Annotated in this window: 20 protein-coding genes; 7 read left to right on the top strand and 13 right to left on the bottom strand. The window is 55.1% G+C overall.

The window, feature by feature from the left end; all coding sequences use genetic code 11:
• Positions 1-68: 68 nt before the first annotated feature.
• From VGM48_RS10035 to VGM48_RS10010, 6 genes are all read right to left on the bottom strand, one after another.
• Positions 69-1,445: an FAD-dependent oxidoreductase gene (locus tag VGM48_RS10035; protein ID WP_331578606.1), complete on the bottom strand. Its 1,377-nt coding sequence runs from the start codon at positions 1,443-1,445 to the stop codon at positions 69-71.
• A gap of 10 nt (positions 1,446-1,455) precedes the next feature.
• Positions 1,456-2,370, bottom strand: coding sequence for a c-type cytochrome (locus VGM48_RS10030; protein WP_331578604.1), 915 nt, complete (start codon positions 2,368-2,370; stop codon positions 1,456-1,458).
• A gap of 17 nt (positions 2,371-2,387) precedes the next feature.
• Positions 2,388-3,089 (bottom strand): hypothetical protein, encoded by a 702-nt coding sequence (locus tag VGM48_RS10025; protein ID WP_331578602.1) that lies wholly within the window; start codon positions 3,087-3,089, stop codon positions 2,388-2,390.
• Positions 3,090-3,152: 63 nt separating this feature from the next.
• Positions 3,153-3,785, bottom strand: coding sequence for a response regulator transcription factor (locus VGM48_RS10020; RefSeq protein ID WP_331578600.1), 633 nt, complete (start codon positions 3,783-3,785; stop codon positions 3,153-3,155).
• Positions 3,786-3,872: 87 nt separating this feature from the next.
• The gene (locus VGM48_RS10015; RefSeq protein WP_331578598.1) at positions 3,873-6,938 is read right to left on the bottom strand and encodes a ligand-binding sensor domain-containing protein; all 3,066 of its coding nucleotides are present in this window, start codon (positions 6,936-6,938) and stop codon (positions 3,873-3,875) included.
• Between the two features lie 29 nt (positions 6,939-6,967).
• Entirely contained in the window at positions 6,968-7,621 is a 654-nt protein-coding gene (locus VGM48_RS10010; protein WP_331578596.1) for a MarR family winged helix-turn-helix transcriptional regulator, read from the bottom strand.
• 68 nt (positions 7,622-7,689) lie between these two features.
• Here VGM48_RS10010 and VGM48_RS10005 point away from each other — a divergent pair, with 68 nt between their 5' ends.
• Positions 7,690-8,589: an SMP-30/gluconolactonase/LRE family protein gene (locus VGM48_RS10005; protein WP_331578594.1), complete on the top strand. Its 900-nt coding sequence runs from the start codon at positions 7,690-7,692 to the stop codon at positions 8,587-8,589.
• Here VGM48_RS10005 and VGM48_RS10000 read toward each other — a convergent pair whose 3' ends face one another.
• From VGM48_RS10000 to fdhD, 3 genes are all read right to left on the bottom strand, one after another.
• Positions 8,590-8,985: a response regulator gene (locus VGM48_RS10000; RefSeq protein ID WP_331578592.1), complete on the bottom strand. Its 396-nt coding sequence runs from the start codon at positions 8,983-8,985 to the stop codon at positions 8,590-8,592.
• Positions 8,986-9,318: 333 nt separating this feature from the next.
• A complete protein-coding gene (locus tag VGM48_RS09995) occupies positions 9,319-11,667 on the bottom strand; it encodes an FdhF/YdeP family oxidoreductase (RefSeq protein ID WP_331578589.1) in 2,349 nt (782 codons plus the stop codon).
• Positions 11,668-11,678: 11 nt separating this feature from the next.
• Positions 11,679-12,521 (bottom strand): formate dehydrogenase accessory sulfurtransferase FdhD, encoded by an 843-nt coding sequence (gene fdhD, locus VGM48_RS09990; protein WP_331578587.1) that lies wholly within the window; start codon positions 12,519-12,521, stop codon positions 11,679-11,681.
• A 26-nt stretch (positions 12,522-12,547) separates the two neighbouring features.
• Between fdhD and VGM48_RS09985 the strand changes: the two genes are divergently transcribed.
• Positions 12,548-14,908: a penicillin acylase family protein gene (locus tag VGM48_RS09985; RefSeq protein WP_331578585.1), complete on the top strand. Its 2,361-nt coding sequence runs from the start codon at positions 12,548-12,550 to the stop codon at positions 14,906-14,908.
• A 53-nt stretch (positions 14,909-14,961) separates the two neighbouring features.
• On the opposite strand, the gene VGM48_RS09980 is transcribed toward VGM48_RS09985, so the two are convergent.
• Positions 14,962-16,410, bottom strand: coding sequence for a M28 family metallopeptidase (locus VGM48_RS09980; protein ID WP_331578583.1), 1,449 nt, complete (start codon positions 16,408-16,410; stop codon positions 14,962-14,964).
• A 131-nt stretch (positions 16,411-16,541) separates the two neighbouring features.
• Between VGM48_RS09980 and VGM48_RS09975 the strand changes: the two genes are divergently transcribed.
• Together VGM48_RS09975 and VGM48_RS09970 are read left to right on the top strand one after the other, a co-directional pair.
• The gene (locus VGM48_RS09975) at positions 16,542-16,823 is read left to right on the top strand and encodes a PDDEXK nuclease domain-containing protein (protein ID WP_331578581.1); all 282 of its coding nucleotides are present in this window, start codon (positions 16,542-16,544) and stop codon (positions 16,821-16,823) included.
• A 68-nt stretch (positions 16,824-16,891) separates the two neighbouring features.
• Complete coding sequence (locus VGM48_RS09970) at positions 16,892-18,526, top strand: S53 family peptidase (RefSeq protein WP_331578579.1); 1,635 nt, start codon at positions 16,892-16,894, stop codon at positions 18,524-18,526.
• A 34-nt stretch (positions 18,527-18,560) separates the two neighbouring features.
• Here VGM48_RS09970 and VGM48_RS09965 read toward each other — a convergent pair whose 3' ends face one another.
• The 3 genes from VGM48_RS09965 to VGM48_RS09955 form a co-directional block, all read right to left on the bottom strand.
• Complete coding sequence (locus VGM48_RS09965) at positions 18,561-19,499, bottom strand: glycosyl hydrolase family 18 protein (protein ID WP_331578577.1); 939 nt, start codon at positions 19,497-19,499, stop codon at positions 18,561-18,563.
• 64 nt (positions 19,500-19,563) lie between these two features.
• The gene (locus VGM48_RS09960; RefSeq protein WP_331578575.1) at positions 19,564-20,214 is read right to left on the bottom strand and encodes a hypothetical protein; all 651 of its coding nucleotides are present in this window, start codon (positions 20,212-20,214) and stop codon (positions 19,564-19,566) included.
• A 44-nt stretch (positions 20,215-20,258) separates the two neighbouring features.
• A complete protein-coding gene (locus VGM48_RS09955; protein ID WP_331578574.1) occupies positions 20,259-21,542 on the bottom strand; it encodes a YdcF family protein in 1,284 nt (427 codons plus the stop codon).
• Between the two features lie 147 nt (positions 21,543-21,689).
• On the opposite strand from VGM48_RS09955, the gene VGM48_RS09950 reads away from it, so the two are divergent.
• From VGM48_RS09950 to VGM48_RS09940, 3 genes are all read left to right on the top strand, one after another.
• Complete coding sequence (locus VGM48_RS09950; protein ID WP_331578572.1) at positions 21,690-22,571, top strand: hypothetical protein; 882 nt, start codon at positions 21,690-21,692, stop codon at positions 22,569-22,571.
• 6 nt (positions 22,572-22,577) lie between these two features.
• Positions 22,578-23,147: a sigma-70 family RNA polymerase sigma factor gene (locus tag VGM48_RS09945; protein WP_331578570.1), complete on the top strand. Its 570-nt coding sequence runs from the start codon at positions 22,578-22,580 to the stop codon at positions 23,145-23,147.
• Between the two features lie 68 nt (positions 23,148-23,215).
• Complete coding sequence (locus VGM48_RS09940; protein ID WP_331578568.1) at positions 23,216-24,187, top strand: FecR family protein; 972 nt, start codon at positions 23,216-23,218, stop codon at positions 24,185-24,187.
• The last annotated feature ends 10 nt before the right edge of the window (positions 24,188-24,197 follow it).

Below are 24,197 nucleotides of genomic sequence, written 5' to 3'. Positions count from 1 at the left end.
AAGTCATCGGACCGAGAACCCCTTCTATGGTGGGATTCATAAAATTAAGATAACAGAGACCCGGGGGCTCAGGCGCCGGGATTGATATTCTGGTTGACGCAGAAAAGATTTGCGGGATCATATTTCTTTTTTACGACTACGAGGCGGGGATAGTTGTCGCCGTAGGTTGCTTTTATGCGATCGTCGCCCTCTTCCATCATGAAATTGATATAGGAGCCGCCGGCTGAATGGGGGTGGAGGGCTTCCCAGTAGCTACGGGCCCAGGTGGTGATGAGCTTGTCGTTCTCCGGGTCGGGATCGACGCCGGCGATGACCATTGCCCAGGTGGCGTTGCGATAGTTCCAGGCGGTGTCGTTATTGCCGATGCGGGAGGCCGCGCCGTTAATGGGATAGAGGTGCATGGTGGATAAGGGAGTTGGTAGGCCGGCGCCGTATTTCAGATGGATGGCGATTGCCTCATCGGTGAGCTCGTTGATAAAATCGCCTTTCCAATACCAGCTGTATCCCGGGGGATAAAGGGGATCGAACATAGATTGAAGGGTGGGAAGGGGGATGGGGCCGACGAGATCCAGTGCGGGTGGACTGAAGCTGTGAATCGATTGCAGGAAGGAATCGGCTTTGGCCGGCTCGCCGGAATAGCACCAGACGATGCCGCACATTTTTTTCCCGTGGAGATGTTCGGGGAATGGGGGGCCGGGGGGAACGGTCATGAACGCGAAGAAACCGTTGACCTCATCGGGGGCGGTGCGGATATAGGAACTGTACCAGCGCATGAGATTGGCGGCTTCGGTCAATTCCCATAACATGGGGCCGGCAATGACCGTGCTTACGGGCTGGAGGCGGAAGCGGAACGCGACCACCACGCCAAAATTGCCGCCGCCGCCGCGGATCGCCCAGAACAGGTCGGGGTAATCGCGGGCGTTTGTTTTTACATAGCTGCCGTTGGCGAGGATTATTTCAGCTTCCAGCAGATTGTCGATGGTCAGGCCGAAATGGCGGGTGAGGTGGCCGAGGCCGCCGCCAAGGGTGATCCCGCCTACTCCCGTGGTGGAGAGAATGCCGCTGGGGATTGCCAGGCCGAAGGAATGTGTTGCGTGATCGATGTCGCCGATTGTATTGCCGGCTTCGACCCAGGCGGTTCGCTCGTGTGGATCGATGTGGATGCCTTTGAGCGCTGACAGGTCGATGACCAGTCCGTCGTTACAGACGCCTAATCCGGCGCCGTTGTGTCCGCCGCTGCGGATGGCGATGAGCAGTTGGTTCTCCTGGGCGAATTTTACGGATTCGATTACGTCGGCCACGTTCGCGCAGCGGGCGATGAATGCGGGATACTTGTCAATCATTCCGTTATAGACCTTTCTTGCATTGTCGTATCCTTTGTCGCCGGGTTGGAGCAGGGACCCGCGCAGGCGGGTCCGGAGATCGGTGATCATTGTTGTAGTCATATGAGCATATTTAATGTGCGTGTCGGATCGGTTCAAACGGACCGAGTTTATGTTGGCGGGCAGGGAAGCTGTCTGAATAGGGACCGAAGGGATGATCAAGCGGTTTTCGGGTGATATCGGGCCAATCCTTCGGGAACGGTTTTTCCGGCCGAGGGCGGCTACTGATGAAAGCAGCGACATCCCAGGCCTCTTCATCGTTGAGCAGCGGGTTTTCATGGGTGTAGCCCTGGGGCATATTATCTTTTATGTAGCCTGCGAGGCGGCTGAGGCGATAGAGGCCGGCCCCGGTGTTGTAGCTCTTTTCTCCCCACAGGGGCGGATATTTGTATCCGCTGCTATCCGCGTTGAATAAACCATTGCCCTGCTCTCCGTGGCAACGCCGGCAAAACCACTGATAGACGATGCGGCCTTTTTCCGGATCGGCGGCACGGCTTAGCCAGGGGAGGTCCCTGATGCCTACCGCCCGGGGTTTTACGCCTTTTGGTACGTCTTTTCCGAGCCATAGGACGTAGGCTGTGATGGCTTTCATTTCGAGGCTGTTGGTATCGAGGGGTTGGCCGTTGAGACTCCGTTCGATACAATCGTTTACGCGGCGATGGATATCTTCCACCGAGCCGCTGCGATCACGGTATTTGGGATAGGTGGAGAATACCCCGCTATAGTTATTTCCCCATGGTTTTGTACCGGCCTCGAGATGGCAGTTCTGGCAGTTCATGCCATTTGAGATGGCGGCCCTTATTCCTTTTGGGCCGAGGTAGCTGGAGGTATTGACAATAAGATCCCGGCCGTACCGAATGAGCCTGCCTTTATCGGTTGCCGGGATCTGGCCCGTATCGGGTGGTTGCCAGGAATAGTCTTTTTTTGCTGCGGGGTTACAGGAACAGACGATCAGGATGAGGATCCCGTACCACTTCCTTTTTTGCATAACCTATTTTACATCACCTAACCCGCGAAACAATATGAGCAGCCATGCTCCTGGGCCCGGCCTACGGCCCAGATGCCGGAGGGCATGGGCTGTATTCCCGGGAGCAGACCGGACATCCAGTCTTTTTTTATCTCGGCCGGATCGCCGCCGTCCGCCAGTGCCGCGCTGTAGACGGTCATAGCGACGTCGCAGACGCAGAACATGACCCCGCTGGCCTGGAGTTGGTCTATGCCGATGTCTACGTTGCCGAGGCCCGGAACGGTGAAGTCGCCGGTAGTGGGTTTCCAGAAGGGGTTACGGGTGGCTGGAGCTTTCGTTTTCGGGTCATGGATCTTGAATGCCTCGCCAAATTTGTATTTGGCCCAGATGCGATCTTCGAAGGCGAAGGGAATGCCATCATGGCGGAGGACAACGATGACGTTGTTCTCTTTTTCGGGTGTTCCGGTAGCGATGTTGGTCATCAGGAAGACTCTGGGCCAGGCGAACGGCAGGATCTCGTTTGGGCGGGGCACATCGATAACCAACCGATGTTTGCCTTTGAGCTGGCTGAACCATGCATCGGGGTCGGCCCGATCCAACCTGTCCGGTGATGCCGTTGGTGAGGCTGAAAGATCGAAGGGAACGCTGAGGGCAGTCAGGGCGGCGGCGCCCACGGCTATCTTTCCCAGGAACCTCCGACGAGGTGTTAAACCATTCAATTCGGTGAGGGGATGTTGCATTATAAAAATTTGCTGTAAATATAGATTTGCAGCCGGGGGTCGTCAATGGCATGATGATGCTGTTTACAGGATATTGTCGCGGAGGGCTTTTGTTACGGCTTCGCGGCCGCAGTTGACGTGAAGTTTGGAATAGATATTCCGGATGTGTCCGCGTACGGTGTCGAGGCTGATATGGCAATGACCGGCGATCATTTTATAGCTAAAACCTTTTACGAGATACTTCAACACTTCGCGTTCGCGGTCGGAAAGATGGTATTGGAGCCGGCCCGGATTGGTGGGCCGGAAGAACTGCAGGACCTTTTTTGCGATGATGGGCGAGAGGGGGGCGCCGCCATGGAGCACATTCTCGATGGCTTCGAGAAGATGGACAAAGGAGGAATTCTTCAGGATATAGCCGTTTGCTCCGCCGCAGAGGCATTGGAAGAGCCGGTCATCGTCTTCCAGCACCGTGTGCATGATGATATAGGTTTCGGGACGTTGTTCTTTTATGATGCGCAACCCTTCGATACCGTCCACATCCGGCATATCGATGTCCATGATCACGACATCGGGTCTATGCTGTTTGATGATACCGGCGGCCTGGGCGCAATTCTCGTAATCGCCGCATACCGAATAGCCTTCGACTCCGCCCAGGAGCACGGTCAGGGTTTCGCGTAAGCGGGAATTGTCGTCGAAGATGGCAATGGTTGTGGCCATATCAGGGCTTAAAGTTAGTTTGTGGATATTCCTTGTCAATAGCATATTCATGCTATTGGCGTGCGGATGCTGCCTGGTCTATTTATGCTATGAGGTGTCCAGCGTGATGGTCGTTCCTTCCTGGGGGTGGGACAGGATCTTCAGTTTCCACCGGTGTTGTCGGGCGCGTTCCTGCATATTTTTCAAGCCGTTGTTTTCGCTTGTCCGGATGGGATCGAAGCCTGTGCCGTTGTCGGCGATCTTCATGGTCAGGGTCTTGCCCGAAAGATAGAATTGAACCAATGCCCTGGTGGCGTTGGAGTGGCGAACCATATTATTTATGGCTTCCTTGAAGATGAGGTAGACATCGCGGCGCTGTTTCATGGTCAGCCGGAGGCGTTCTACATCCGGAGAGATCTCCGCCTGCAGTTCGATGTTGTTTGCTTCCAGCAGATTGGACGCGTAGTGCAGCATTCGGGGCAGGGCTTCGCCGAGGGTGTCGATCCTCGGGTTGATGCTCCAGACTATTTCGCGCATGGATTCCGAGACCAGCTGGCTATCCTGGTAGATGCGTTCGAGGATCTTGCCCACCACCCCGTCATTCTGCAGCTGACGTTGGGCCAGGAGGCTGCTGAGGCTGATGTTGGTGAGGTTTGCGCCTACTTCATCGTGAAGATTGCGGGAGATCTCCCTGCGGACCTGCATGGTCTGGTTTGACTGCTTGCGACGATAGCGATACAGGATGAAGAGGCCGATTGCGAGGATGAGGCCGATGAGGGCGTAGAAAAAGGCGGTTTGGGTAAAGGGCGGGTTGATGCGGAAGCTGAACCCGGCGGTGGGTGAGCCGACGGCATCGATGAGATTGGCGGCGCGGACCTGGAAGGTGTAGTGGCCGGGCTGTAGGTGGCTGAAGTTGATCTGGCGTTGTTTGCCCGCAGACATCCATCCGGTGTCGGCACCGAGGAGGCGGTAAAAATAGCGGGTGGAGGGCCCGTCGACGAGATCGACGGCGGCATATTGGATGGTGATATCGTTTTGTTGGGAATGAAAGACGGTGGAGGCGCCGGTGTTTAACGGCCAGGGGGCGCCGTTGACCAGGAGGGCGGTGATCAACGTATTCTTAACCGACCGGCCGGGGAAGATCCCGTCGGGGTCGAAGTAGAACCAGGCTCCATGTCCGCCTGTATAGAAGCGTTTGGCGCGGTCATCGTAGAATAGATTGGAAGTAGGATAGGAGACGGGGAGGCCATCTTTCGTGGTGAAGTTTGCAAAGATCCCGGTTTGGGGATCGAAGCATACCAGGCCGCCTTCCGTCACGAGCCAGAGTCTTTTCCGGTGATCCTCATGGATATCGCTGATATGGCAATTGCTTAAACCGTGTTCCCGGCCATAGAAGTCGAGGGTTTGATGGCGGAGATGATATTTTATGAGTCCTCCCGTGATGTCACCGATCCAAAGGAGGGAATCGCCCTGACTGCAGATGCCTCTCAGCGGGCCTACCTGTTTTTGGATGGTGGCGGGCAGGGCGACGGGCGTAAAGATCCCGGTGCGGCGATCCCAATGAACGAGCAGGTTGCTGCCATCGTTTGTGAACCAAAGATCTTTTTTTGAATCCTCGGTGATGTCGGTGGGATATCTAAGCGGATATCCACTGGCAGTATTGCCCGGATACCAGCTGAAACGATGGCTGCTTTGATCGTAGATGCAGAGGCCGCGGCCTTTTCCGAGACCCATCCAGAGGAGACCATGGCTATCGACGAATTGGGTTGTTATGGCTACGGAATCGAGTACCGGGGGCTTCCCCGGATAGCCGGAGAGACGGCCGCTTTTGCCGGTTCGCGTCGAGTACCCATATAGCCCGACCTGTGTACCGAGGAAGAGCGTGTCTTTGTTTTGCCGGCTGGTGTTCCAGACGAAGTTTGCCCAGGTGTCGCCGCCGGTGCCGGTCAACCGGTGCTGGATCTGGCGGCCGGTGGAGAGATCGATCTCGAAGAAACCTTCGCCATAGGTGCATACCCATAGGGTGGAACCGAGACGGTTGCAGGACAATACTTCGTAGCGGATAGGGCGTTTTGTTTGCCGATCGATAAGAGGTGCGCCGATAAAGGACTGGCGGGTGGGAGAGATCTTTTGCAGGCCTTCCTTTGTGGTGGCCAGCCACCAATTTCCCTGGCGGTCGCAGAGGGCGGTTTTGTACTCGTTCTCGTCGAAGAGCAGCGGGGATAAGGAAGACAACCGGGGGATGCCGGAGCGCCAGGTGAGAGAGATCATCAGCAGACCATAGTTATGAAGAAGCAGCAGGAGCCGGTTGGAATCGATGGTGACGAGCTGCTGGGACCAGGAGATAAAGGGATATTTGTTATAGGGGAAGTAGCAACTGCTCTTCTTCCCTGCCTGTTCGTCGAAGAGGTACAGACTGTCGCTGCCAGGAGGGATAGAGAGAAAATGATCGCTGAATAATTTGAAGATGCGGGCGGCGGGGAAGCTGCCCGGATTGGCGGGGGGAAGAAATGGCGGGGGCCGTTCATATTGGATGAGGGTGTCCGTGGCAGCGGAAAACAGGGACCAGCCGGTGTAGAGGCAGAGCAGGACATCGCCGTTTGAAAGCGGGACCATTTTTTCCACGAAGCTGAGGCGTTCTTTTGCGGCAACGGACTCATCGAAGGGGGCGGGAATTATTTTTTTCAATTGGTGCTGCCTATCGAAAATGTAGATACAGGATCGGGAAGCTGCCCAGCAATTGCCGAAGGCGTCGATGGTCAATTCGCCGATCATGTTGTTATACAGATCGAGGGAAGGTTGATGATGGGAGTAGAAATTCAGGAAGATACCGGTGTTGGGGTTATAGAAACTTATTCCTGCCTGGGTGCCGATGGCCAGTGTATGATCCGGGAGTTTCAGGAGGCAATTAATATAGCTATGGGCGAGGGAATTGAGGCCCTGCTGGTGCATGAAATGAACCGTCTCTGTTCCGTCGAAGCGATTGAGGCCATCGGGTGTGGCGATCCAGAGGAAGCCGTTGTCGTCCTGGACGAGATCGTTGATAACGTTGCTGTTGAGCCCTTCGCTGATGGTGAGTTTTTCCACAAAATGAGGCAGGCCCTGTGCGTTGGTAGCCACGGGGAGGGTGTAAAAGGTCAGCAAGCCGACTACTATGATCCGGCTACCTGTCATCAACGGTAAAGGTAGAGAAATAGCGGGGCCTATTCGAGCAAATCGGGGCGATTGTTGAGCTGGTCGCTATGGTATTTGTTGATCCGGGAGAGGAGGTTGACGAGTTGTCGTTTTTCTTCCGGGCCAAGGGCGTCGAGAAAGGAGGTGTGGACAGGAGAGAGCCTGTTATTCCCCTGCTGAAGGATCTTTTTTCCTTTGTCCGTGATGCTGAGAAGGGCTGAGCGGCGGTCTTCGGGGTCGGGAGATTCGGCGATCAGGCCTTTTTTTGCGAGGCGTTTGGTGATCTCGACGCCGGTGGAGTTTTCGATAAGTAATTCCCGGCAGAGCTCCTTTTTATTCGGGCGGTCCATTATGGCGACGTGGACGACGGCTTCGAACTCGATGTCTTTTGTGAAGCCGAGGTCTTTGATAATGGGTTTTGAGAAAAGGCGGAGGATGCGATGGTTGCGGGTGATGAGGGGTGCGGCCTGGGCGACATCATTGAGGTTTGCGTTGAGGTTTGCGTTTTGGGGCGTGGGGGTGGGCGCGGGGGTCGCCGGTGGGGCTGGTGCCGCTGGTGCGGCGGATTTCTCGCCGGCCAGTATCCAGCGGGCGAAGGCGGGAATGTCACCGCCAGGATGATCCTGGGTATATTTCTCCCATTCTGATAATAAGGGAATTACGGAGGTGGCGAGGCCGCTCATCTGAAACGATTTTGATCTAAGTTATAAAAAAAATACAACAAAATTGTTATATTGCTCAAAAAACAGCTATGCGCTATTTGTTTATTGGTGTGCTGGGAATCTGGGGGAGTGTGGCGGCTCAGGCGCCTGCATTTGATTCGGGGCATGTGGTTGCGGAGGGGGCGATCCGGCCGGAGCTGGTGTCGCATCAGTTTTCCTTTACCGAAGGAGCGGCGGTGGATAAGGCAGGTAATATCTTTTTTACGGATCAGCCGAATAATAAGATCTGGGAGTACACCCTCGATGGGGAATTGGTGCTTTTTATGGACAGTGCGGGGAGATCGAACGGGATGTATTTTGATCCCGGCGGGAGGTTGGTCACCTGTGCCGATGAACAGGAACAGCTCTGGTCGATCGGACCGGACCGGCGGGTGAAGGTCTTGTTGCGGGATGCCGGCGGGCATCGGCTGAACGGCCCAAACGATCTGTGGATCGATGCGGGTGGCGGGATCTTTTTCACGGACCCTTATTATCAGCGACCTTACTGGACCCGGACGAAACCGGAGCTCGATGGAGAGAAGGTCTATTATCTTCCGCGGGGCGCGAGGCAGCCGGTGGTGGTGGCTACGGATGTAAAGAAACCTAACGGGATTGTCGGGACGACGGACGGCAGGACGCTTTATGTTTCGGATATCGGTGATGGGAAGACCTATGCCTACAGTATCGGCGCTGGGGGGCGGTTGACGGGGAGGCGGCTGTTTTGTACACAGGGGTCGGATGGTATGACGTTGGACGAGCGGGGGGATGTGTATTTGACGGGGAATGGAGTGACGGTGTATGATCCGGCGGGAAAGAAGATTGCACATATCCCCGTTGCCGAGCAATGGACGGCGAATCTCTGTTTTGGCGGACGGGACAGGAAGACGTTGTTTATTACGGCTTCACAGGGGGTATATGTGTTACGGATGCAGGTGAAAGGCGTCGAGTGATCAGTGGGCCACGAGGAATTGTTCGATCATCTCCCGATAGGCCTGTATGGTATCGGGTTTTGCGACGACGTCCTGGGCACCGAGCTCGAGACATTCCTGGTAGAAATCTTTTACCTGATAAGTCGAATATACGATGGTAGAGATACTCTTATAGCGGGGACTTTCTTTTAGAAAAACGAGGCTTTCCTTACCTGTCATCTTTGGCATGTTCTGATCAAGAATGATCATGTCCGGCAACTGGTCGTCGGGCATCTTGTCAAGCATGGCGACCATCTCGAGGCCGTTTTCTGCGTTGACGACCTCAGCCTCGGGATCTATTTCGCGAAGGATCTCGTCAAAGATCTGCCGGTCGTCTGCATCATCGTCCACCAGGACTATTTTCTTATACTTCAACATATTCATCATTTAACTGGTCAATGGGTACGAGGTAATATTATGTCGAACCGCGTGCCTTTTCCTTCGCTGCTTTGGGCGGCGATGATGCCGTTATGCCGTACCGCAGAGTTCCGAGTCATAACTGGGGTTGAAGCTCATGCTTGTCGATCCAATTTTTTTTGATGTGTGGAAGGGATGGGGAATTAATTCCCCATCCCTTTTCCATTAATCCTATTGCACGAGGCTTTCTCTTCAATGGAATAGCAAATTATCCGATGGAAGGGAACAAAAACGCGGCCATTTTTTTGGAATGGGGGTTAGGTGGGAGCACATGGTTGACGGCGCCGACTGTGATTAGCCGGCTGAGGAGACCTGCAGCCGGATGCGGATGAGTTTGGAGACAGGAGTATTGCTTTTTTCGGCGACGCTGTCGATGGGCACCAGGACATTTGTCTCGGGGAAGTAAGTTGCGGCGCACTGGCGGGGGATTGGATAGGGGATGACGACGAAGTGGCGCGCTACGCGGTGAGCGTTGGAGATATCGACGATATCGTTGGCCCTGAGACCTTGCTCCTTCATGTCCTCTTCATTGAGGAAGATGACCCGTCTTTCGTTGAAGACCCCACGATAGCGATCATTGAGACCATAGATGGTGGTGTTGAACTGATCGTGGCTGCGGATGGTCATCATCATCAACTCGCCGGGTTGGAGGGTTATGGCTGCCGGAGAGGCGATGTTGAAATGTGCCTTGCCATCGGGGGTGTTGAATTTGCCTTCGCGTGGTCCGTTCGGGAGATAGAATCCACCGGGCTCGCGTATGCGCTTGTTGTAGTCATCAAAACCGGGGACGGTACGTTCGAGAACGTCACGGATCGCGTCATAATTTTTTTGGAAGGCGTCCCAGTCGACCTTTGTTGTTTTTAGCGTTGCTTTTGCCAGGCGGCAGACGATGGCCGGTTCGCTGAGCAGCTGGCTTGAGATGGGGGTGAGCACTCCCTTTGAAGACTGGACGACGCCCATCGAATTCTCGCAGGAAACGAACTGTTCGCGGCCCCCGGTAAAGTCGCGGTCGCTGCGGGCGAGGCAGGGCAGGATGAGGGCTTCCTCTCCATGAACGAGATGGCTGCGGTTGAGCTTTGTCGAGACGTGAACCGTGAGCCGGCAGCGGCGAAGAGCTTCCGCGGTGTATTCGGTGTCGGGGGTGGCGGAGAGGAAATTGCCACCCATGGCGAAGAATACGGAGGCCTTGCCTTCGTACATCGCCCGGATGGAAGCCACGACGTCGTAACCATGGTTGCGGGGCGGTGAGAAGCCGAATACTTTTTCTATGGAATCGAGGAATTTCTTTGTTGGTTTTTCCCAAATGCCTACCGTTCTGTCGCCCTGGACGTTGCTATGGCCGCGGACGGGGCAGGTGCCGGCGCCGGGTTTACCGATGCTGCCTTTTAGGAGGATCAGATTTGCGATCTCTTTTATCGTATCTACCGCATTGGTATGTTGGGTGAGGCCCATGGCCCAGCAGATGATGATCTTTTTCTTATGCTTTATGAGTCCGGCGGCCCTGGAGATGTCGGGGATCGGGATGCCGCAGGCTGCCGAGAGGTCGGGCAGCGAGAATTGTTGGACGTGTTTTTCGAAGGCCTCGTAACCGGCTGTCCGGTTGTTTATGAAATCGAGATCGAAGACGGTGCCAGGGGCTTTCTGCTCTTCCTGCCAGAGAAGATGTTCGATGGCTTGCAGCAGGGCCATGTCCCCGTTGAGTTTTATGGGCAGATAGAGATCGGTGAGCGGGGTGGCGAGCCCGAGGAGGCCTTTTACCTGTTGGGGATTATTAAAGGCCATCAGGCCGGTCTCCGGCAGGGGGTTTATGGAGATGATGACGGCGCCGTTGTGTTTTGCTTTTTGCAGGGCGGTGAGCATTCGTGGGGCGTTGGTTCCGGGGTTCTGACCCATGATAATGATCACCTCTGCCTCGTAGAGATCGTTGAGAGTGACGGAACCTTTACCGAGGCCGAGCGATTCGCCGAGGGCTACGCCGCTGGACTCGTGGCACATATTGGAGCAGTCGGGAAGATTGTTTGTGCCGTATTCACGGACAAAGAGCTGATATAGAAATGCTGCTTCATTGCTGGTGCGACCGGAGGTATAGAAGATGGCTTCGTCGGGTGAGGACAGGGCATTGAGATGTTTTGCGAGTTTTTCAAATGCCTCGTCCCAGGTGATGGGCTGATAATGGGTGGCGTCTTTCGGCAGATACATGGGCTGGGCGATGCGGCCCTTGCCGCCAAGATGGTAATCGGTGAGTTGGGAGAGCTGCTTTATGGAGTTGCCGGGTTCGGCGAAGAAGGTGGGCGGGAGTTTTTTCGTAGTGGCTTCGTCGGCGACGGCTTTTGCGCCGTTTTCGCAATATTCGGCTATGCCCGAGCGCTCGTCGTCGGGGTCGGGCCAGGCGCAGCTGGGGCAGTCGAAGCCACGTTTCTGGTTTACGTGGGCGAGTGCCTTTAGGCCGCGGGTGAGGCCGGCTTCGCTGATGGCGTGGCGGAAGCTGGAGACGATGGCCGGCAGGCCGACGGCTTTATGGCGGATGTTACGGGTATGGAGACCGGTGAGGTTGTCGGGGTTTTCCGCTGCGGGCAGGTCGTCTGTGGAGTTTCCGCGTGAACTGGCGGTGACGGGATCTTCGATGGGTGACTGGTCGTTCATGGTCGTTCGATTTAGATGCGGATACGGTGGGCGCCGGAATAGATGTTGAAGCGATGTTGCCGCAGGAAGCCTACGAGGGTGATGCCGGTGGCTTCGGCATGGCGGACGGCAAGGCTGGAGGGCGGGCCTACAGCTGCTACTATTCTTATGCCAGCCATGGCAGCTTTTTGGATGAGCTCGAAGCAGGCGCGGCCGCTGAGCAGGAGAATGGTCTCCGCGGGGGGAAGGCCTTGTTGAAGGGTATAGCCGATGAGTTTGTCGAGGGCGTTGTGGCGACCGATGTCTTCGCGGAGCGCGAGGAGCCGGCCCTGGGGGGTGAAGAGCCCGGCCGCATGGAGTCCGCCGGTGGCGTCGAAAATGTCCTGGCCTTTGCGCAGGAGGTCCGGGAGGGTATAGAGGAGGGCGGCGGGGATCGAGAAATCGGTGTTTTCGCTGGATTTTGGGATATGGGCTTGCAGGCTGTCCAGGGAGGTCTTTCCGCAGACCCCGCAGCTGGAGCTCGTATAGGAATGGCGTTGCGACCGGGTGAGGTCGGGGAGGCACCCTTCCGGGAGGAGGAGGGTGATGGTGTTTTCGGTGGTTATCGTGGTGATTTTGAGGCTATTTTGGGTGACGATGCCTTCGGTGTAGAGCCAGCCGATGGCGAGCTCTTCATCGTTGCCGGGGGTGCGCATGGTGACCGAGAGGCTCTTCTCCTGTCTGCGGCCGCCGGGGCCGTATTGGATGCGAATTTCCAGTGGTTCCTCGATGGCGACTGGATCGTTTGTCTGCAGCAGAGTGTCATCGGCTATTTTTTGCACCGGCAGCCGGGTGATACCGGTAGAAGACACTCGTATTTCGGATGAGTCGGGCATATCCAAATTTACATTAAATTAGGGGGATGAATAAACTGTCTATGAGAGCGGGCTGCCGCCATTGGTTGCTACATACCTTATTTTCCGGCCTTTTTCTAACGGGTACCGTTTCTGTTTCGGCACAGGAGTTCACAGCTGCAGACCGGCAGCGTTGTGAGCAGGAAGCGAGCCAGGTGACGGTCGTCCGTGATCAGTGGGGCGTTCCTCATATCTATGGGAAGACGGACGCCTCGGTGGTGTTCGGGCTTTTGTATGCCGAATGCCAGGAAGACATCAAGAGGGTAGAGAAGAACTACCTGGAGGTGCTGGGCCGGCAGGCGGAGGCCTATGGAGAGAACTATCTCTATACGGATCTGATGATGCGGCTTATCTATGACAGTGTTCAGGCGAAGGCGGATTATGAACATAGCCCGGTGTGGATGCACCGGTTGCTGGATGCCTTTGCCGATGGCATAAACTATTACCTGTACAAACACCCCGGGAGCCAGCCGCTGGTGTTAAAGCATTTTGAGCCGTGGTATGCGCTGATGTTCACTGATGGGAGTGTGTCGGCGACGAGCACGGGTGGCGTTCGGGTCGATGAAATAAAAAACTTTTATAGCCAGGCGCCTGCGGTCGCGAAGACGAAGCCCCATCGGGTGCAGGCGGTGTCCGATATCGAAAAGATGGTCCTGGAGGATCGGGGGATCGGGGTGCCTTCCAGGAATGGAAAGGGCAAACCCGAGTCCGAACCGGAGGTTGCCGATGCCGATGGCGGGCCGGAAGGTTGGCTGCCTGACGAAGACGAGCGGGGGTCCAACGGCTTTGCACTGGCGGGTTTTCGGACGGCGTCAGAGGCGACGGAGCTTTATATCAATCCACATGTTCCCTTTTATTTCCGGATGGAATGTCAGCTGGTGAGTGAAGAAGGATTGAATACGTATGGTGCGGTCACCTGGGGGCAGTTTTTTATCTACCAGGGTTTTAATGCCCATTGCGGCTGGATGCACACGTCCAGCTATGCGGACGTGGCGGATCTTTATATGGAGAAAGTGAAACAGGAGAATAATGACTGGGTATATGAATACGAAGGGCAGACGAAGCCGGTAAAGACAAAGGAATTCACTATCTATTACAACAAGGACGGCGTGATGCAGACCCTGCCGGTGAAAGGACTCTATACTCATCATGGACCCGTGATCGCCAGCCGCGAGGGGAAGTGGCTGAGTTTACGGGAGTATAACCGGAGCCTGAATGCGTTGGAAGAAGCCTGGCTGATCACCAAGGCCAACACCTTTGAGGAATACAAGAAGGCCATGGACCTCCGCGCCAATACCACCAATAATACCGTATACGCGGATGACCAGGGGAATATCGCCTACTGGCACGGGAATTTTATGCCGCGGCGGGACAGCTCGTATGACTGGAGCCACCCGGTAGATGGAAGCATTGCTGCAACGGAATGGAAGGGTTTGCATGAGCTGGATGAGATTGTGCATGTCTATAACCCCGCGACGGGGTGGATCCAGAACTGCAACTCCACGCCCTATTCGCTTTCCGGCAACAGCAGCCCGGAGCGGAGGAAATATCCTGCCTATATGGCGCCGGATGGGGAGAATTTCCGGGCGGTGAATGCCGTGCAGCTGATCAGCGGCGCGAATAATTTTACACTGGACAGTCTTATGACCAAGGGATACGATCATTATCTCACTGCCTTCGACGTTCTGCTTCCTGCCTTATTCGACGCTTACTCGTCGGCCCCCGACAGCACGCGCAAGATGCTGCAAGAGCCGATTTCCGTTCTGCAGAAATGGGACCGCCGGTCGGGGGTACGTTCCGTCGCCACCACGCTTGCAGTAGACTGGGGAATGCGGATGGCTCAATATGCGCCAAGGCCGAAGACCCCGGAAGAGGCTTCGAATGCCGTTGGGAATGTCCAAAAGGAACTGGAGCGAAGCACTCCGCAACAAAAGACGGCGGAACTTGCGGCCGTCGTCAACGATCTGCGGCAACGTTATGGGAGCTGGAAGATCCAATGGGGGGAAGTTTGCCGTTATCAGCGGCTGACGGGGAAGATCGTCGAGACCTATGATGATCGAAAGCCCAGTCTTCCGGTGGGGCTTGTCTCGTCTGCTTTTGGTGAGCTGCCATCTTTTGTGAGCCGGGTGATGCCGAATACCAAGAAACGATATGGAGTTTCGGGGAACAGCTTTATCGCGGCAGTGGAGTTTGGTAAGAAGGTAACGGCAAAGACCATCGTCACGGGTGGGGAGAGCAGTGATCCGGCTTCGCCGCATTTTTCCGATCAGGCGTCGATGTATCTGAACGGGCAATTCAAAGATGTTTTGTTTTATCCGGAGGACGTCAATCAGCACGTCGAGAAAAAATATCATCCGGGAGAGGAATAAGGTGCCTTACACAAATTTTTTGCGGCCCGGCGGATCCCGCCGGGCCTTTTTTATTATCGTTCCAATTTGAAATTGGGGTCTTCGGCGGGCCTGGCTGTGTTGTTGGCGACGGTCCAGCCGGTGCGGTACATCCATTCGGCGATGCGGGTGACCTTGGCTATATTGATACGGGCGGCCTCGTCCTGCGGCGTATGATAGTCGGGGTGAAGCAGGGAGGTGAAGAAGAGGGCGGGGATGCCGGCCCGGGCATAGGGCAGGTGGTCGCTGCGGAAATACCAGCCTTCGATATGCGATTGACCGTCGTAGGCGGTATCGAGTTTGAAACGCGGTCCCTGCTGATTGGCTGCCAGGCCGATGGCTACGAGATCGGGAGAATTGCGATGCGGCGGTCGGACGCCGAGGAGTGCGGCGCTGTCGGGGCCGTTGCGACCGATCATGTCGCCGTTGAGCACGGCGACGAGGGAGGTCTTTGGTACGGTGGGGTGAAGGGCATACCAGCGGGAGCCGAGAAGGCCCCGTTCTTCCGCGCCATGCCAGATGAAGAGCGCCGAGCGGCGGCCGGGTTGTTTGTGGAACGCGCGGGCGATGGCGAGGAGGGCGACGCTGACACTGGCGTTGTCGTCGGCGCCGTTGAAGATGGTATCGGCGATGGGCTTTGGTGCGGGGTTGGTGGTATACTTGTTCAGGGTCCGTGCTCCGTCATGATCGTGATGGCCGCTGAACACGACATATTCTTTTTTCAGGACCGGGTCTTTGCCGTCGGCGATGCCGATGACGTTGACGGAGGGGTATTCGAAGTGGTCGACGAGCAACTTGACGTTAAGGGTATGTCCCGGCGTTTTTACCCATTCGGTGGCGGAGGCGTGCAGCCAGATGACGGGTTGGCGGTCGGCGACCTTTTCGCCGGGATCGCCTTCGAGGCTGTAGGTTCCATGATCGGCATAGGTGGCGTTGAGCGCCCAGCCTGCTTCCGCCAGATCATCGGCGATGAAGATGACGGCTGCGGCGCCTTTGGCGAGCAGGCCGGCGGCATATCTGCGGGTGATGAGCCCCATGTACCGGCGGAGGGGCAGGGAGACCTGGAGGTTGAGGCCATCCGGGGAGGCGACGAGGGCGACGGCTTTGCCTTTGAAGTCGGTGCGATTGGTGTCGGCCTTATCGATAAAGAGGATGGGGGCGTTGACAGAGGCGGTGGCGGTTTGAGGGATGAGGACGTCGGTCCATAACGGGAAGGGGTGATCGTCGATGGAGACGGTGCTGAGTGCGCTGATGCGATTGCGCCACATGGAGAAAAACTGGAACCAGGTGCCGTCGTCGCCACCGGGGCGGAGTCCGGCTTCTTTTGCTTTGTCGGCGACCCAGGCGGCGACTTTCAGTTCGTCGAGGGTGCCGGCTTCGCGGCCGCGGAAGTGGTCGCCTGCCATGTTGAAGATGTCGGATTTGATGTCGGTGCTGCGGATGGAGGTGAGGGCGGGGGGTGTTTGGGCTTGCGCGCGCGTCAAGATTGTTGCCAAAAGGATTGCGGTGAGTGCCAGGAGAGTTTTTTGGTGTTGCATGATTTAAGGTAGGGAAATATGGGGTAGGGTGTGCAAAATTAATTACTAATAAATTTGGCTTAAAACTAAATAAGACGATGCCGACGCCGCAGGCTGATCTTGCGCGGGAGACGCTGAAAAATCCCTACAATTTTGATTTTTTGACGCTAGGGAGGGAGGCGAAGGAGCGGGATCTGGAGCGGGCGCTGGCGGGGCATATTCAGCAGTTTCTATTGGAGTTGGGGCAGGGTTTTGCCTTTATGGGGAGGCAAGTGCCGCTGGAGGTTGGTGGGGAGCAGTTTTATGCTGATCTGCTTTTTTACCATACGCGGTTAAGGAGTTATGCGGTCAATGGGGCGGCGGTGGAAGTGCATAAATAAAATACAGCGGAAGGTATTCTCAGCACGAATTTTGGAACCCATCACGGATAACGTACAAAACACATCGTATGAAATCACAATCACAGAAAAATTCAGGAGAGACACATGTCCTTTTAGCAGGGAGCAAGAGAGAGATGCGGCCGGGATCGCAGGTTTTGGGGGTGGCGGATCCCGACGAATGGTTGGAATTGACCATTAAGCTGAGGCGGAAGAAGGCTTTGCCGGAGCCGGGGACCGGTGGCGCGAAGGGCGCTAAACCGCTTAGCAGGACCGAACTGCTGGCGCAGTACGGGGCCGATCCGGCAGATATAGAGAAGGTGAGGACGGTGCTCACGGGGTTGGGGATGAAGATTTTAAAAGAGGATGCAGCGACCTGCACGGTTCGGGCGGGAGCCACGGCGGCGGTAGTGGAGTCGGTATTCCAGGTGAGGTTGTTCCATTATTCCCATCCGAAAGGGAATTACCGGGGCCGGAAGGGAGATCTGCATGTGCCGGCAGAGTTGTCGGGGATCATTTTAGCGGTGTTTGGCCTTGACAACCGCAAGATGGTGAAGAGGCGCCCGCTGCGGCGGCGAAAACATTCACTCAACCTGGCGCAACGGGAGGCGGCGAGCCGGAGCTGGTTCTATCCGGCTGAGCTGGCGGCGATCTATTCTTTTCCTTCGGGTGATGGGGCGGGTCAGACGGTGGGGTTGCTAGAGTTTGGGGGCGGATATTTTGCGGATGATCTTACTACTTTTTGTCAGAATGCGGATGTCGCCGTCCCTGTGGTGAAGACGGTGTCGGTCAATAATACGCCTACCGATCAACGGGACGGCGCGGAGGGAGAGGTGATGCTGGATGTGGAAGTCGTAGCCGGGGTCTGCCCCAAGGCAGCGATCGTGGTCTATTTCTCCACCTTTGATGAAGGCGGTTGGGTCAGCGCCGTCGACACGGCGGTGCATGATGAGCAGAATCCGCTGAATGTGATCTCTGTCAGTTGGGGTTATGCGGAGGATGCGCCGGGCGCGTGGAGCGCAGGGGCGCTGGATGCGATCAACGACTCGTTAAAGGCGGCGGCATTGCTTGGCGTGACGATCTGCGTAGCGGCGGGGGATGACGGGTCGGACGATCAGGTGGGCGATGGTCACGCGCATGTCGACTTTCCCTCTTCCAGCCCGTATGTGCTTGCGGTTGGTGGGACCACGCTGAAAAAATCTGCGACGGGCGTCATTACGGAGACGGCCTGGAAGGATGGGGATGGACTGCGAAACGATAACGGCGGCAGCACCGGGGGTGGGGTGAGCACTTATTTTGCGCGGCCTTCCTGGCAGACGGTGGATATCAATTCGGTGAACCCGGGGTCTATTGTAGGCCGGGTAGTGCCGGATGTTGCGGCGGACGCCAGCGCGAACACGGGTTATTGGATGGTGGTCGATGGTCAGGGCGGAGTCAGCGGAGGAACCAGCGCTTCGGCGCCGTTGTGGGCTTCCCTGATCGCGTTGCTCAACTCCAGTCTTGACAAACCGGTAGGTTATCTGAACCCGCTGTTATTTCAGGCCGGCACTGGCGGGAAGACGCTTGGCCAGACCGGATTCCGGGACATCACCTCGGGGAATAACGAAACGGCCTCGATCGGCGGATACGTCGCGGGCACCGGTTACGATGGGGTGACGGGGTGGGGAGTGCCGGTTGGGACGGCATTGCTGAATGGGTTGAAATAAAGGAAAGGCCCCGTCACCGGGGCCTTTCCTTCGGTTATTGCAGGCAGTTGGCGGCGACATTGGTGGCCTTATTTGCATAGAGGGCCTTTGTCACTTTACTGAGATTGGTTTGTGAGGTGGTGCTGATATTATATGTCATGACGGCAGCATAGCCGTTGTTCTTTACGAAGTTGGCCGCGGTGGTCTCGTCGGTTCCGCCGATGTCGACGCCGATGGCCAACTTTGTCTTCGCCATGCCGGCATTGACATAGGGCGCCAGCCGGCCTGAGTAGTTGGTGTTGCCATAGGTCATTTCCCAGCCATAGTCGAGGATATCGCCGGCTTTTTTACCGTTGTAGACTGCGCTGAAATACTGGGTGTCGCTGAACAGCGCCTTTGTGAGGTATTTGGTCGTGCCCAGTTCGGCGCGGAGTGCGGACAGGGCTATCACGAGGGAGCTGGTATTGGTCGTACAGGTGGAGTATTCGTCATCGATGTCGATCCCATCGAGTCCATATTGGTTGACGGCGTTTTTGCATTGGACGGCGAAGCTGTCGGCCTGAGCATAAGTGGTAAAGCATCCCCAGCCCGCATTCTCATGGTTGCCGAGGACGGTGAGCAACACCTTGATGCCGAGCGAATGCAGATAGGCGATGCTCCCGGAATTGAGGGTGCTTTGTACCTGCGGGTTGAAGAACAGCACGGCTTTCCCATTTGCATTCGCGTTGATATTGGCGGCGAAGATAACGGCAAAGCCAAAGTCCTGTTTAGCAGGGCTGCCATAGGTATAGCAGCCGGGATTGTGGAAGCTGTTGGAATTGACTTCTACATAAGCAGTGATAAAAGGGGCGGCGACGGGTGTTCCCAAGGGGGTGATGGATGGGGTTGTGGCAGCAATGGTGAGTTGAGGATCGGCGGGTTTCTGGTCGTACTTGGTACAGGTGATCAATAAAAAGGACAAGGCAAGCGGAATGGAAAAGGTTGTTTTTTTCATATACAAGTGTGTTTAGGACCTTAAGGTAAGCAATGTGCGCGCCATTGCAGGTCCAGGGAATCACTTACTCCAGCGTTTTTGCAAGCGCCGGAATGTCCAATTCCTTGTCGAAGATCTTGAGTGAGCCTGCGATGTCATCGAGGAGTTTCCGGGCTTTCACCGGGTCGTTTGCGTTGAACATCGGCGTATTGAGATCCAATATCTGGTCATGCATAATCGCGGATAAAAAAATCTGGTGGGTGATCTGTTGCTTCAGTTCTTCTCCTTTCAATTTTCCGATCTTTTGAGCGGGTACATCATATTGCCATATCAGATAGAGCCTGTTCTGAATGATAACCCATTCCCTTTTAAGGTTTTTGATGCTTATTTTCAGTTCCTTTTGAAAATATTCGAGCTCATAGTCGGCATAGGAGTCCAGGGTTGTCTTTTGCTGATCCTTATTGTAATTGCCCAGGTCTGCACCATTTGGGACTGCTACACAGGATATCTGCAATATCTGATTGTCGATGGTAAAGTAAGTCGGAACGTCGGTAGTCTTTATCGAGTCGCTGGCAATATGAACGGTAAAGGAATGTTTCTTACCTGAAAAGGCAAGAACGGCGCCTTTTTTGGCAGGCAGCAATTCAATGTGGAATGCTTCATTCTGCGAAAAGCAGACATTCGCCAGGAAGCCCGAAAGGACTAAAACAAGACATAGGGCAGCGATCTTTTTCATGCTGTCAGGGGTTTGCCCCAAGATAGGAAATATAAATCCCTTAATCAAGGGTCCAGGGGATCATAGGGGTCCATATGCAGGGATTCCATTACGGGATAATAGGATGCTTCGTGGATGGAGATGCGGTTTTTCTCTTTGTAAGGCAGGTAACCCAGTTCGCGGAGATTTCGCTGATCGAAGTGTCCCTGGGGTAGAACAATGTAGTCGATCTGCGATTTTGTGCTGACGATGTCGGAGGGCATGGTGATGGGGATGCCGTAACGGATCATGAGGCGATTCGCATTGCGCAGATTGGTCGTCGTGTGGCGGGCCTGGGGTTCGATGATGATCGCGCTTTCGGGGATGCCCTGTGTAAGAAGATATCGTTTCATTTCAAATGCCTCGGCGTAGGGAGTGTGAAAAGGATGAACGAATCCGCCGCTTACGATGATGAACGGGGCCAATCCGTCATGGTAGCGGGCGATGGCGAGGTTGCAGCGCATCCGGCCCAAGGGGTCGAGGGCGACCGTCGTCAGTTCGGGGCCTTCGCCGGGCACCACGATGGTGGCGAATTTATATTTTTTCCAATCTGTCGAACGCACGGCGGCTGCGGCGGCCTTATTCTCGCCTTCTTCGAGGGGTTCGAAGCGGGCGGCTTCATCGCGGTCATTGAGAGCCATCAGTTGCATGGCGATGGTGAGCGAGGGTTGGAAGAAGAGATTCATCGTATCCGCGCCTTCACTCAGCCAGGCGAATAGGTCTTTCAGGGCGGCCCGATAGTACTCGCCGTTGATATTATAGCTGGCCGAGTCTATCGCGTAGTAGCGCAGCCGTTTCCCGAGTCCATACCGGTCGATGATAAAGTTTATGCCGATGATGGTCTGTGACCAGGCGTCCAGGAGAAATTTTTCGTTGCTGCCGGCGATAAACCGCTGGTAGCAGCCGGAGGGACGCAACTGGTGGTTGATCATTTCGTCGAAGGCCGCGGTGTTGGCGCGATAGAGGGACAGCAGGGCGTTGGCTACCTCGGCCGAGTCGGCGATGGTAAAGCGAAAATCGGTGAGCATTGACGAGGCCCAGGAGCAGGTGTCGGTGGCATGGGACCGGAGAAGGCTTATGCGGGCTTTGCAAAAGCCGCTAAGGGTGGGATCGGCGGCTAAAAGTTTTTGTATGGCCGGGGTCTGGCCGATGACCGTAAACCAATAGAAACCTTTATCTGCTATCCCGTTGGACGAACGTAGCAGACGGTAATCTTTTTGAAAGCCAGCCCCGGATTGTGCGAAGCCGGATGCGACGATCATCAACAGAAATACGATGGGGATCATGAACTTGTAGGATGCGGCTGTCATTTTTAGTGAGTTTTTTAGTAGTCTACGAAAAGAACAAAAGAACTACCCACTCCGGAGGAATTAATAATTATTTCAACATTCCCTAATCCAACCATAACACCTTAAAATTGAGGGGGAGAATGAAAATGGGCAATCTTTGCAAAACATATGAGACCTTTACTTCTGCTTCTCATCTCCGGGCTTTGTTTTGTGCCCGCGGCATTCGACCCGGGTAAGCCAGAGATGCAATTATCCCACTCACTTACGCTCGATTCCCTGGGCGCCTGTCAGGGTATTTCCTGGCAGAACGGTAAAGCCTATCTCTATGGCGACCGGGAGGTTGGGATGATCCGGGAGTTCGACCTTGTAGGGGATTCGCTTCTTTACACCGGTAAGGAATACCGGCTTACGCTAAATGATACGGATGTCATCAATCACCCCACGGGATTTGCCGTTCACGGGAAGGACCCGGTCTTTATGGGGAACAGCGTCCTGCTTGACCGGGCGACCAATAAATGGAAGGCCCTTATCTATTGCATCGACTGGCCGGGACTGCAGCGGACGGGAACCCTGGATGGGGGGAATTTGAAGAATGTGATCGAAGACGACGCCTGTATCCAGGGGACGCGCCCGGAATATGTGGAATACAAACACAAGTGGTATGTGGCGACGGCTGACTATGGCGGCCGGGCCAATGAGGTGCGGCTTTATGAACCGGCCGTGCTGCAACATGCTAAAAAGACGACCGATAAGGGGGTAGTATATAAGAAGTTCACCTGTGGCGCCTGGGTGCAGAACATGCAATGGCTTCCTTCGAAGGGGCTGTTGCTGCTGATCCAGAACCAGGTGGAAGGAAGAAAATGGCGGTTCACTTATGTCGATCTGAAAAAATCATTGGAATCCGGCAAGGCAGAAGTCGTGAAGATGGTGGATTCTATCGACCGGGGCGATGAGCTGGAAGGATTCTCCTTTCTTTCCACGCTTTCAAAAGGTGTGGCAGTGACCTCTTCCCGTAAAGGGAATGTCAATTTTATAGATATAAACTGGTAAGGCGACATGCAATCTGAGCGGTATAGCGATAAAGAGCTTTGGCGGCTTATTTCGCAGGAGGAGAACAGAACTGCGTTTGAGCAACTGTACAGGCGTACGCTTCATGCCTTGTTGGGTGCGATGTATAAGTGGGCGGTTGATACAAATGAGGCGGAGGATATCCTGCAGGAGGTTTTTCTCGATCTCTGGGAGAAGCGGGCGAAGATCCAGATCAGAAACGAAGTTTTCTCCTATATATATAGCATGGCCCGCTACAAGATCTTCGACCGGCTGCGGGAAAAGCAATTAACTGAAAAGCAGATCAGGGCCTGGACCCTCGTGATGCAGGAAGAGGCTGTCCTGACGGATGCTTTTTTTGAAGAGGAACTGGCTACTCAGGAGGCGATCGTGTCATCCGAGCTTGAGCAACTGCCTGCGCAAATGAAAAAGGTGTACCGGCTCAGTGCGGAGCAGGGTAAGAGCATCCGGGAAATATCGGAAGAGCTCCTTGTGAGTCCCTATACCGTGAAGAACCATCTTCAGAAGATCCGTAAAAGATTACGAAACGCCGCAGTCCGACTGTCGACTCTCTTCTAATGTTACGGCAGTATTAATTCCCTTTTTTACAGTAGTCCTTTCCTATTGTCCGGCAGACTTAGATACGTATGTATCAAGAACAGATCAAGGAATTGTTAGAACGGTATATCAAAGGAGAGTGTTCGGATGAAGAGGCTATCCTTCTTGAACGGTGGTACGACCGGCTAACCCTGGAGAAAGATGCAATACGATTACTGTCGGAAGCCGATGAGCAGCGGCTGGTGCAGGAGCTGTGGGAGAAGATCGCGGCGAAAGAGAACCCGGAAATGAAAAGAGGGCCGGAGAACCGGCTTCAGAGCCGGCGGGTATTGCGTTATGCGGCTGTTTGGGCCGGGATGATCATGGTCTCGGGCGGGATCTGGATGCAATGGAACAGAAAGAATCTGCGGGGTGCGGCGAAGCGATCCCCCGTATATACGACTATATCCACCCACTATCAGCAAGTGAGAAAGGTGTTACTCCCCGACGGGTCGGTGGTATGGCTGAACTCGGCAACCCGGCTGTCTTTCCCGGAAGATTTTATGACCCATCGGGAGATCATGCTTAGCGGCGAGGCTTTTTTTGATGTGAAGCCGGATGTGATCCATCCTTTTGTGGTGCTCGCCGGGAATACTTCCACGATGGATTTGGGGACTTCTTTTAATATCTCCGCTTATCCCGAAGCGGGGGAACTGCGTGTTTCGCTTAAGAGCGGCAAGGTGGGCATCGACGTAGGAAAACAGACCCGGAAGACCTTGTTGCCGGGTCAGCTTTTGATCTATGATAAGAAATCCGGCAGCGGTGATGTATTGCAGGAGGCGCCGGGCGAGATGGATGAATGGACGGCAGGGCGGATGGTCTTTTATCAGACGCCGTTGAAGGAGGCGTTGGCGCAGATAGAAGCACGATATGGGGTGCAGATCATTTATGATCACCCGATAAAGAACCGGACAATTACGTCCAGGTTTGAAAATACGGCGCTGGAGAAAGTGCTGCAGTCCCTTTCGTTTGGCTGGGACCTTCATTTTGCCAGGACCGGAAACACCTTACACGTAAGATAACGATAACAAT

This window comes from Puia sp., assembly GCF_036500295.1.
Lineage (GTDB): Bacteria > Bacteroidota > Bacteroidia > Chitinophagales > Chitinophagaceae > Puia.
This window is presented reverse-complemented; position numbering and strand designations above follow the sequence as displayed.

What these genes read in the sequence shown, in the direction of transcription:
- fdhD (WP_331578587.1), bottom strand. Translation starts at nt 12,521, where the DNA reads ATGCCCGACTCATCCGAAATACGAGTGTCTTCTACCGGTATCACCCGG.
- VGM48_RS10025 (WP_331578602.1), bottom strand. Translation starts at nt 3,089, where the DNA reads ATGCAACATCCCCTCACCGAATTGAATGGTTTAACACCTCGTCGGAGG.
- VGM48_RS09960 (WP_331578575.1), bottom strand. Translation starts at nt 20,214, where the DNA reads ATGAAAAAGATCGCTGCCCTATGTCTTGTTTTAGTCCTTTCGGGCTTC.
- VGM48_RS10005 (WP_331578594.1), top strand. Translation starts at nt 7,690, where the DNA reads ATGCGCTATTTGTTTATTGGTGTGCTGGGAATCTGGGGGAGTGTGGCG.
- VGM48_RS09975 (WP_331578581.1), top strand. Translation starts at nt 16,542, where the DNA reads ATGCCGACGCCGCAGGCTGATCTTGCGCGGGAGACGCTGAAAAATCCC.
- VGM48_RS09965 (WP_331578577.1), bottom strand. Translation starts at nt 19,499, where the DNA reads ATGAAAAAAACAACCTTTTCCATTCCGCTTGCCTTGTCCTTTTTATTG.
- VGM48_RS10020 (WP_331578600.1), bottom strand. Translation starts at nt 3,785, where the DNA reads ATGGCCACAACCATTGCCATCTTCGACGACAATTCCCGCTTACGCGAA.
- VGM48_RS09985 (WP_331578585.1), top strand. Translation starts at nt 12,548, where the DNA reads ATGAATAAACTGTCTATGAGAGCGGGCTGCCGCCATTGGTTGCTACAT.
- VGM48_RS09950 (WP_331578572.1), top strand. Translation starts at nt 21,690, where the DNA reads ATGAGACCTTTACTTCTGCTTCTCATCTCCGGGCTTTGTTTTGTGCCC.
- VGM48_RS10010 (WP_331578596.1), bottom strand. Translation starts at nt 7,621, where the DNA reads ATGAGCGGCCTCGCCACCTCCGTAATTCCCTTATTATCAGAATGGGAG.
- VGM48_RS10000 (WP_331578592.1), bottom strand. Translation starts at nt 8,985, where the DNA reads ATGTTGAAGTATAAGAAAATAGTCCTGGTGGACGATGATGCAGACGAC.
- VGM48_RS09970 (WP_331578579.1), top strand. Translation starts at nt 16,892, where the DNA reads ATGAAATCACAATCACAGAAAAATTCAGGAGAGACACATGTCCTTTTA.
- VGM48_RS10015 (WP_331578598.1), bottom strand. Translation starts at nt 6,938, where the DNA reads ATGACAGGTAGCCGGATCATAGTAGTCGGCTTGCTGACCTTTTACACC.
- VGM48_RS09945 (WP_331578570.1), top strand. Translation starts at nt 22,578, where the DNA reads ATGCAATCTGAGCGGTATAGCGATAAAGAGCTTTGGCGGCTTATTTCG.
- VGM48_RS09955 (WP_331578574.1), bottom strand. Translation starts at nt 21,542, where the DNA reads ATGACAGCCGCATCCTACAAGTTCATGATCCCCATCGTATTTCTGTTG.
- VGM48_RS09995 (WP_331578589.1), bottom strand. Translation starts at nt 11,667, where the DNA reads ATGAACGACCAGTCACCCATCGAAGATCCCGTCACCGCCAGTTCACGC.
- VGM48_RS10030 (WP_331578604.1), bottom strand. Translation starts at nt 2,370, where the DNA reads ATGCAAAAAAGGAAGTGGTACGGGATCCTCATCCTGATCGTCTGTTCC.
- VGM48_RS09940 (WP_331578568.1), top strand. Translation starts at nt 23,216, where the DNA reads ATGTATCAAGAACAGATCAAGGAATTGTTAGAACGGTATATCAAAGGA.
- VGM48_RS10035 (WP_331578606.1), bottom strand. Translation starts at nt 1,445, where the DNA reads ATGACTACAACAATGATCACCGATCTCCGGACCCGCCTGCGCGGGTCC.